The organism is Streptomyces sp. NPDC002742, from assembly GCF_042888885.1.
Classification (GTDB): Bacteria; Actinomycetota; Actinomycetes; order Streptomycetales; family Streptomycetaceae; genus Streptomyces.
This window is the reverse complement of record NZ_JBIAQF010000044.1, coordinates 49,071-56,611: the sequence shown is the minus strand read 5'-3', so window position 1 is coordinate 56,611 and position 7,541 is coordinate 49,071. Positions and strand designations below refer to the sequence as shown.

Here is a 7,541-nt window from a genome sequence, read left to right as displayed (position 1 = left end):
CGAGAAGAAGGACCAGGCCGCCAACCGGAAGAAGAAGGGCGCCGGAGGCGGCCGGCCCGTCAGCCACGACACCGATCTCTATAAGGAGCGCAACAGCGTCGAGCGCCTGATCAACAAACTGAAAGCCTGGCGGGGGATCGCCACGCGATACGACAAGTCGCCCGAGAGCTACCTCGCCGGCCTCCACCTCCGCACCGCAATGATCTGGATCGACGATCTCCTGAAAGCCGCCAACTGATCACGACATCACACACGCCCTAGTTCTCGCAGTCAGGACAGCCCGCCGACGGGGGCGGCTGGGGAAAGGCTCGGTTCCCGTCCAGCCAGTCCGTCAGCCACTGCGCCAGAGTGAAGCGCTCCCGGAAGAGGCAATGCCGCTCACAGCGTGAATTGGGTTCCCAGCCCCACATGCGACCGTCTGGCGTGCTGAAATCGACGAACCACCAGACGGCGCAGCCAAGCGTCATCAGCGGCACCGTGTGGCGCGGCGGATCCGAAGGATCCGGGTGAGCTGCGGCTGCGCGCGTGAACTGGAGGAGTGACTCCTCTTCGCTGAACCACTGACCGGTATTGGTGAGGGACATGACTCGGCTACTGGGTCCGAACCCACCATTGGCGACCTCGAGGTACAAGCGTCGCAGCAAGGTAGGCATGGGCCATCCCACGATGGCTTCGAGCTCCACCACTGCTTCTTCAGGCGCCGGCGGAGGCAGCCGGTGTGCCTGCGCAAAAGCCTGTACCCGCCCGACGATCTCATCTTCTCCCACCTGGTGATCATCGAGGTCGAACCCCTCGCTCGTCCATATCCATCCCCCAAACCATCCCCACCTGCTCCCAAGGCGCGGTTGAGCCGAACATCGAGGTCACCCTCCGCGACCGCTACCCAAGATCTGTGCCAGAACCCGTTCTCGTGAACAAAGCCAGTCGCCCTCGCCGCAGCGCAGCACCAGGACGCGATCGTCGATGTCGCGGACGGTGGCGCAGCCGGCTCTCCTCCGAGGCGGCGTGGGGGCCGCCATACCTTTCGGTATGCGGCTCGGTGAGCCAAGGTCGGATTCCCACACACAACTAGCGACAAGAATACTTGTCGCTATGGAATCCACTCTGGACGACTTCTGGCGTGACGTCATGCCCCTGCAGGAGCCCCCGTACCGGGAACCCGGCGACGACGAGGTCCTGCAACTCCAAGACCAGGTGGCTGAAGCCGCCCGTGTTCTGACCCGTGCGATCTCCACGCGCGCGTCCGCCTACCGCGCCGAAGGTCAAGAAGCCCCCAACGGCATCATGATCTCGCCGGACTGGCAACTCACGTACCTGTACGCCCTTCACGAGATCGAGGGCATCGCCAGGCGCATTGCTGACAGCGCGGCGCGCACCGCCGGCGGCACCGGAGCCAGCTACGCGCAGCTCGGGGCGGCTTGGGGGATCACCAAGCAGGCGGCGAGGCTGCGCTGGCCCGGTGCCGTGCGCAAGCCCGACGGCTCCAGTGGCGAAGGCGAACCGTTCGAGCTCCGGCTCGGCGGGGGTGTCGCCGAGATCATTCAGCTCCCTGGCGAGGGAGGGTTCATCTGGGAGGCCGCTGGAGCCAACGGCACCAGCGGCCAGGCCGGGCAACCGTACAGAACCCGGACCGAGGCCGCAGCCCACGCCGGCGCCTTCCTTGCCCGGCACGCGACCCCGGGCGACGATCCCGACGGAGCGCACGACGGCTGCATCGAACCCCACCTCGGCCCCGACGGCTACGTCGACTGCGACGGCACACCCCTCTGAATCCACGCGGCACGAACGCCGTGGAACCGCCGCCGGACTGGCGTGAAGCAAACCTGTGAGACCGGCCCGGCCCCCGACAAGGCCGTATAAGGAGCGTCATGGACTTCCGCCCCATCCCCCGCGCCCCCGAAGCCTTCCAGCAGTCCGTCACGGCCTAGGACATCCAGGCGATTGCCCTGCGTGCCTTCGGCCGCGGCGTCCGCGTCACCTCGGCGGTCGAGCTGAGAGGCGGTATGTACAACAACACCTACCGGCTCCGCGCGGACGGCGGGCCGGTCATCCTGCGTATCGCCCCCGCTCGGCAACGGCAGTTCGCCAGCGAGCACGAGCTGATGCGCAACGAATACGCCGCTGTCCCCTTCCTCGCTCCCATCGCCGGCCTCGTTCCGCGCGTCCTGGCCGCCGACTGGTCGCAGGAGATCACCGGCCGGGACTGGATGGTGCAGAGCCACCTCGACGGCACGCCTGCCCCCGACCGTCTCGGCGACTACCCCCGCACCCTCTGGCCGGGCTTCTTCGCCCAGCTCGGCACGATCACGAAGGACATCCACGCCGTACGCGGCTCGCGCTTCGGGCCCGTCGCCGGACCCGGCTATGCCACATGGAGTGAGGCCGTGCTGGCCTCCCTGTCCGCCATTGCGGACGATGTCAGCCGCGCCGGGCTGGACGCCGCCGACGTACGCAAGGTCGCTGACCTTGCAGCCGAACACCACAAGGTCCTGGACGAGATCACCGAACCCCGGCTGCTCACCGGCGATCTGTGGACCGTGAACACGATGCTCGCGGCCGCCCCCACGCCGGTCATCAGCGGTGTTCTCGACCTGGACCGCACCCTGTGGGGCGATCGGGCTGCCGACTGGACCATCCGTATGGCCAGCGCCAAGACGGATGAACGCACGGCATTCTGGGACACCTACGGTCCCCGCGCCGCCACGTCCTCCGACGCCTGGCGAGCGCTCATCTACGAGGCGCGGCACCTGGGGGCGATCCGGCTGGAGCGGCACCGCCTCCACAACCCCTCCGGTGTCGATGACACGTACACCTCCATGGCTGCCGTTCTGACCAAGCTGATCTGAACGTCGACGCCTGCCGCCCAGTGCCGCCGTCCTCCTTCTTCACCGCGCTCGCCACGGCGTAGCCCACGCGGCCCTCGCTCAGTCTCGTACGGCGGTGACGGCGACGCGGCGCAGCAGGTGTGCGGTGGGCAGGCGCCGGCGGGCCTCGCCCTGAAGTCCGGCGAGTGCCGAGCCGGGCTCGGCGTGCAGGGTCAGCGCGGTGCGGTAGATCCCCTGGTAGGCGTCGTCCCAGGCCGGGGTGCTGGTGCAGTGCACACCGGTGAAGCCCGCCGTGTGCAGCACGCGAGTCCAGTCGGTGTGCCGGTGGCGTGGTGGCAGGTGCTCGTCGCCGCGGGTGTGCGGGTGCCAGCCGGTGAGGACCAGGCGGCCGCCGGGCTTGAGGATGCGCAGGGCCTGGCGGGCGGCAGCGACGCGGTCGGGGGCGTACTGCAGGGCGTCCAACGCCAGGACCCGGTCCACGCATTGGCCGGTGAGGGGGAGGCGGGCGAGGTCGGCCACGGCGAAAGCCGCGTCGGCTGCGAAGGGTGCGGCCCGGTGGCGGGCCTGGGCGATGGCGACCGGGGAGAAGTCGATGCCGACCAGGGCCGCGTGTGCACGGGCGGCGAGCCACAGGCCGGGACCGCCGCGGCCGCAGCCCAGATCGGCCAGGATCTGCCGGGGGCGTAGGTCGAGTTGGCGGGCGATGTGGTGGAGCAGGTCGGCGCAGAGGAAGGAGAACAGGTCGAGGTCTGGTGGCAGGTCCGGGTCGACCAGGCGCGCGATCGTGCTGAATCGTCGCTGGTGTTGTCGAGGCTGCCATCAAGGTTGCCGACGCGGCAGAAGTCTCCGTCGCCGCGTACGACGTAGCGCCAGGTGAACGCCATACACGACCCAGCGTCAGGGTGAGCTCGGCGATCCGCCACCCACCGTCGGACCGGCGCAGGCCGAATGTGTAGACCCCGGTCGAGATCATCTGGATGCTCTCGCCGGTGTTCCTCGTCTGCACCAGGTAGGCCCGCACCTCAGCGGCGGTGGCGTCCGTTGTCGTGACCACGACATTGGCCAGGTGGTGCCGCACCCTTCCGGTCTGGACCGTGTGCCCGTCACGGACGAAGTCGAGCACCGCCGCGCGTCCGGCAACTGGGCCGAGCACTCCCTGTCCGGGCATCGTGAAGGTCCAGGTGGTGTCTTCGGTCAGGACCGCTTCCAGCTCGGGCACATTCAGCTCGTCCAGGGCGTGGGCGTAGTTCGCCACCGCCTGCTGGAGTTCGGCGATCACGAGACCATCGTCAGCACGATCTTGCCTTGGAGGTGGCCCTGCGCGGCTCGCTTGTGTGCGTTGCCCGCTTCGGGCAGCGGGTAGGTGCTGTCCACCCCGACCTGGAGCTTGCCCTCGCCGAACAGGCGCCCGATCTCGGCGAGCTGGGGACCGTTGGAACGCACCTGAATGTTCGAGACTGTGATGCCCAGACTCGCCGTCTCTTCCGGGTCGTACTCGGCGAAGAACACCGGAAGCATGGTGCCGCCGCGCTTGAGCACGCTCAGAAGGCGTGAGCTGTCCGGGCCCCCGACGGTGTCAATCACCAGGTCCACACCGCTGACCACGTCCGCGGCCTGCGTCCTGGTGTAGTCGATGAACTCATCGGCGCCGAGCTTGCGCAGGAACTGCTCGTGCCGGCCCGAGGCCACCGCGATGACGTGTGCCCCCTTCCATTTCGCCAGTTGCACCGCGAAGTGGCCCACTCCACCGGCGGCCCCGTTGACCAGCACGGTCATCCCTGGCGTGATCGGCACCGGCCGGTGCACCTGACCGGTGAATGGAGACGGCACGTCGTGGCCGAGCTCAACCAGGTACTGCCAGGCCGTAAGCACGGCCATCGGCCCCCCAGCCGCCTGCACGTGGTCGATACCGGCCGGCTTGTGAGCCAGGTCCGAAGCCGGCGCGGCCACGTACTCGGCGTACGTCCGGCCGTCGAATCCGGGGAACCGCAGCATGCCGAAGACCTCGTCACCGACGGCGAACCCCAGCACGTCCGGAGCGACCGCCTGGACCACGCCCGACATGTCCGTTCCGGGGATCAGAGGGAACTCCAGCGCCGGCCTCATCTCGGCCGGCATGACCTTCATCCCCTCACGCAGGTACCAGTCCGGCGGGTTGATGCCCGCCGCGTGCACCCGGACGAGCACCTCGCCCGGGCCGATCTCGGGAACCGGCACCTCGTCATACTGCAAAACTTCCGGCCCGCCCACTTCGTGGAACTGGATCGCCTTCATCGCGCCTGTCGCTTTCCTGGGGAAACGTTGCTCCTTCAGTCAAGGCCCAGGACGGCATGGCCGTCCAAGACCGGTTCGGCAACCTGCTCATTCCGAAACGGCATGACGCGTACGCTGGAAGGGTGAACGATCTCGGACAGGACCTGGAACTGCGGCTGGTGCGCTACTTCACCGTGGTGGCGGCACACCAGCACTTCGGCCGGGCTGCCGCCGACTTGCACGTGGCCCAGCCCGCGCTGAGCCGCCAGATCCAACGGCTCGAGAAGTATCTCGGCGTACGGCTGCTGGACCGCACACCCCAGGGCACCCGGCTCACTCCGGCCGGCCAGAGCTTCCTCCCCCGGGCCCAAGCCCTGCTGCAGGCAGCCCGCCAGGCCGAGCTGGCCGTGCGTGAACAAGCCGAGACCCAACGAATCGTCATCGGCTACGTCGAAGACCTGGTGATCACTGCCGCCGTACGGGAACTGCGCCGTCGTTATCCGGACGCCGAGATCGCCACCCGGCATCTGAGCTGCCGCAACGTCGGGGCGCTGTCCGACAAGCGCGTCGACGCCCTGATCTCGCGGGCCCCGCTGCCGTTCGCCGCCAACGACGTATTCACCACCCCGCTGTACGAGGAGCCCCGGATGCTCGCGGTCCCGCGCGGCCATCCCCTGGCCGACCGCGCGTCGGTGACCGCGGAAGAACTGGCCGGCGAGGAGGCGGCGCCGTGCGCGTTCGAGACTGCGGACTGGACTTCCTACCGGATCCTCGGGGCCGGCCTGCCGCCGATCGAGAGCTACGAGGACAAGCTCGAACTCGTCGCGAGTGGCAGGGCGATCGCCGTGCTACCTGTCGGCGATCGGCGTAGCTCACTGCGTCCCGACCTCGTCACCATCCCGATCGAGGACGCTCCCCCCAGCCAGGTCGTCCTGGTCAGCCGCAAGGGCGACCCGAATCCGATGATCAGGAATCTCCGGCTGGCTGCCAAGACCGTCCTGACCGCCCCGGCAGCCTGACCTGGACCAGCCGACCCGCTTGGCGCTGAACTGCACCAAGCGGGGCTCGCGCGCGCCATGTTCGTCGCACATCTGCCGGTATCGCTCGGGGCTACGTTGTGCCGGCTCAGCGTCCGACCGTTTGGAACGGCGATCAAACACGCCGTCTCGACCAGGAACCGTTGCCGCATCGCATGAGGGTGCAGGCAAGCTTCAGATCCGACCAGGTCAACACGCACGTATTGTTCAGGGTCGTCGTTGAGATACGTTCCGGAGCCCTGCCTGTTGCGAGCGGCAGCCCGGCAGCGCCTAGATGTTGCAGGTCAGGACCTTGCGGTCCCGGAAGGCGATGGCGGGCCTCGCCCTGTCTGCGATGAACGTCTTGCTGAAAAGGACTCAAAGAGCCCCGGTCTTCCTCAGGTGGCCGAGGTGGCGGTCAACCTGTGCCACCTCCTCTCGAGAAAGGACCGCAGGGGCCCACTGCCGGGCATCGCCGTGGGCGATGAACCCTTCGGGCAACTCGATCCCGTAGTGCTGCACGTAGTCAGCTGCGTCGAGTCGCCAGAAGAATTGCCCGTCGCTCATGATGGCGGTACCGCCGGGCCGGGAGAACTTGTTGCCCAAGACGTCCTCCGAAAATCCCATCAGGGCGATGATGGGGGTACCGGAGCGAAGGTAATCGACGATCCTTCCCCGTTCCTCTCTGGATATAGCACCCACCCGCTGTCGGAGCTCGTTGGCATTTTCCGAAAAGGTGGACTGGCTCGCGATCCTGCCGAATATCCCCAAGGGAGCGACGTTTGTCATGCAAATCTTCCAGACCGTAGGTGCGACCTCTTCGGCGGGGAGAGGGAGGCCCGCCGCGACTTCGACAGGGGACAACGTCAATCTACTAAAGATATCGAAGGTCTGTTTGCGGGCCGCTGGCTGCCGTCTTCAGGCACCTCCGGCCACGGCAAACGTGACCTCAGCTTGGGAAGCTGCGGTCACTTGGGGGGGATGGTTCGGCCAGTGATCTGGGCGAACGGCGCGGGCGCGGCCTGCTCGGGCTTGGCTGCTTTCACCGTGATTCCCCGCTGTTCCCCGCCCGATCTGGTGCGACTGCATTGCGCACATGCGGCATCCCGCTTCGGCCGTACCTATCGTTTCTGCGCCCTGTAGTGCTTCATCAGCGCAGCGATCCGTGCAGGGTCCGCCTGGCCGTTCAGCTCGGCCACGAGATCGTCAGGACACAACTCGTAGAGATCCCCCCACCATCGACGCCCTCGGTTGTCCCAGATCCGGTATCCACCTGGCACACCCCGGGCTACGTAGCGTCTCCTGCTCACAGTCCCCCCGTTCCCGCCGTGCTTCCGCATGCGCTCGCCGGCACGATGGCCTCATGGCCGACCTGGAGCGCATCACGGCAGAGATCATGGCGTACTACCGAGCACTCGACGAGGGCGCCACCCTGCGGCACCACTTC

General features: G+C 67.6%; 8 protein-coding genes and 2 pseudogenes. 4 read left to right on the top strand and 6 right to left on the bottom strand.

Going from position 1 to position 7,541, the window contains the following annotated elements; translation table 11 throughout:
- Positions 1-238 (top strand): annotated as a pseudogene (locus tag ACFYW8_RS42275) (hypothetical protein); the annotation flags it as partial.
- A 19-nt stretch (positions 239-257) separates the two neighbouring features.
- Here ACFYW8_RS42275 and ACFYW8_RS42270 read toward each other — a convergent pair.
- Positions 258-767, bottom strand: coding sequence for an SMI1/KNR4 family protein (locus ACFYW8_RS42270; protein WP_389092316.1), 510 nt, complete (start codon positions 765-767; stop codon positions 258-260).
- Positions 768-1,092: 325 nt separating this feature from the next.
- On the opposite strand from ACFYW8_RS42270, the gene ACFYW8_RS42265 reads away from it, so the two are divergent.
- A complete protein-coding gene (locus ACFYW8_RS42265; protein ID WP_389092313.1) occupies positions 1,093-1,770 on the top strand; it encodes a hypothetical protein in 678 nt (225 codons plus the stop codon).
- 161 nt (positions 1,771-1,931) lie between these two features.
- Positions 1,932-2,846, top strand: coding sequence for a phosphotransferase family protein (locus ACFYW8_RS42260; RefSeq protein ID WP_389092329.1), 915 nt, complete (start codon positions 1,932-1,934; stop codon positions 2,844-2,846).
- 78 nt (positions 2,847-2,924) lie between these two features.
- Here the strand turns inward: ACFYW8_RS42260 and ACFYW8_RS42255 are convergent, their stop codons facing one another.
- From ACFYW8_RS42255 to ACFYW8_RS42245, 3 genes and pseudogenes are all read right to left on the bottom strand, one after another.
- Positions 2,925-3,530, bottom strand: coding sequence for a class I SAM-dependent methyltransferase (locus tag ACFYW8_RS42255; protein ID WP_389092325.1), 606 nt, complete (start codon positions 3,528-3,530; stop codon positions 2,925-2,927).
- Positions 3,531-3,738: 208 nt separating this feature from the next.
- Positions 3,739-4,104: pseudogene (locus tag ACFYW8_RS42250) on the bottom strand (nuclear transport factor 2 family protein); the annotation flags it as partial.
- The gene (locus tag ACFYW8_RS42245) at positions 4,101-5,099 is read right to left on the bottom strand and encodes an NADP-dependent oxidoreductase (RefSeq protein WP_389092308.1); all 999 of its coding nucleotides are present in this window, start codon (positions 5,097-5,099) and stop codon (positions 4,101-4,103) included. The gene ACFYW8_RS42245 and the pseudogene ACFYW8_RS42250, both read right to left, overlap by 4 nt.
- Before the next feature lie 122 nt (positions 5,100-5,221).
- On the opposite strand from ACFYW8_RS42245, the gene ACFYW8_RS42240 reads away from it, so the two are divergent.
- Positions 5,222-6,097, top strand: coding sequence for a LysR family transcriptional regulator (locus ACFYW8_RS42240; protein ID WP_389092304.1), 876 nt, complete (start codon positions 5,222-5,224; stop codon positions 6,095-6,097).
- Positions 6,098-6,472: 375 nt separating this feature from the next.
- Here ACFYW8_RS42240 and ACFYW8_RS42235 read toward each other — a convergent pair whose 3' ends face one another.
- A complete protein-coding gene (locus ACFYW8_RS42235; RefSeq protein ID WP_389092300.1) occupies positions 6,473-6,883 on the bottom strand; it encodes a hypothetical protein in 411 nt (136 codons plus the stop codon).
- A gap of 332 nt (positions 6,884-7,215) precedes the next feature.
- On the bottom strand, positions 7,216-7,404 hold the full coding sequence (locus ACFYW8_RS42230) for a hypothetical protein (protein ID WP_365879891.1): 189 nt from the start codon (positions 7,402-7,404) through the stop codon (positions 7,216-7,218).
- Positions 7,405-7,541: the final 137 nt, after the last annotated feature.